This is a genomic window from Vibrio sp. HI00D65 (genome assembly GCF_001635455.1).
Taxonomy (GTDB): domain Bacteria; phylum Pseudomonadota; class Gammaproteobacteria; order Enterobacterales; family Vibrionaceae; genus Vibrio.
In genome coordinates, this window is sequence record NZ_LWEH01000284.1 from 1 (window position 1) to 944 (window position 944).

Below are 944 nucleotides of genomic sequence, written 5' to 3' on the forward strand. Positions count from 1 at the left end.
ATATCGTCTACCCGATTGCCAACGGTGGTCTAGTACTATTTGAAGCAAAGCCTGTACAAGCGCAAGCTAACACGGTTGATCTAACGGCGAAGCAAGTGAACTCCAGTGATCAATTTGATCCAAAAGTAGACCAAGCAATCCGCGAATATTTTAAGATCAACAACAGCTCGCCTGATGATACAAAATACCGCTGGCTGACCTACGACCTCAACGGTGACGGTAAAGAAGAGTTGTTCGCTCAACTCGATTGGTGTGGCTCAGGTGGTTGTACACTGCTGATTTTCGAGAACCATCAAGATAAGTGGCGCTTCAATAGCCGAGTAACACTAGTAAAAGGCGATATTCGTGTGGGTAAGTCTAAAAATCACGGTTGGCACGATCTGATCTTCAATGTCAGCGGCGGTGGCGCAATAGCGGCCAAACACGCACTCTCATACACAGGTGTCAGCTACCCACTCAACCCAAGTGTTGCACCGGTAACCGATGATGCTGATATCAGCGAGGTGGTTTTGTTTGCTAACGACATCTCACCAGTACAAAGCGGAGTTAAGCTATAACCATGAGCGATCAGCAAGCTTGCATTGGGTGTGGTTTCACTCATCAATGTATTTGTCATCGAATACCGAATACAGAAAGCCAAACCCAGTTAGTGCTACTCACTCACGAGAATGAACTAACACGAGACACCAATACTGGAAAGCTACTGCAACAGTCACTCAAGCAGTGTCAGTCTTTTATTTGGCAGCGCAAGACGCCTCCAGCCGAACTACTGGCTTTGCTTGAAGGTGAAACTCATCAGCCTTTGCTGTTGTTTCCAAGTAATGAAAGTATTGAGTGTTTGCAAGCCGTTTCTGGAACAGGGAGTGAACGAACGCCATTATTCATTATCTTGGATGGTACGTGGCAAGAAGCGAAAAAGATGCTCAACAAAAGCCCTTGGCTAC

At 46.3% G+C, this 944-nt stretch carries 1 protein-coding gene and 1 pseudogene; both read left to right on the forward strand.

The annotated features are described in order from the left end of the window. Positions 1–557: pseudogene (locus tag A3712_RS18750) on the forward strand (COG3650 family protein); the annotation flags it as partial. Positions 558–559: 2 nt separating this feature from the next. Beyond that, the coding region (locus tag A3712_RS18755; RefSeq protein WP_157618809.1) for a DTW domain-containing protein at positions 560–944 on the forward strand (385 nt) is incomplete at its 3' end.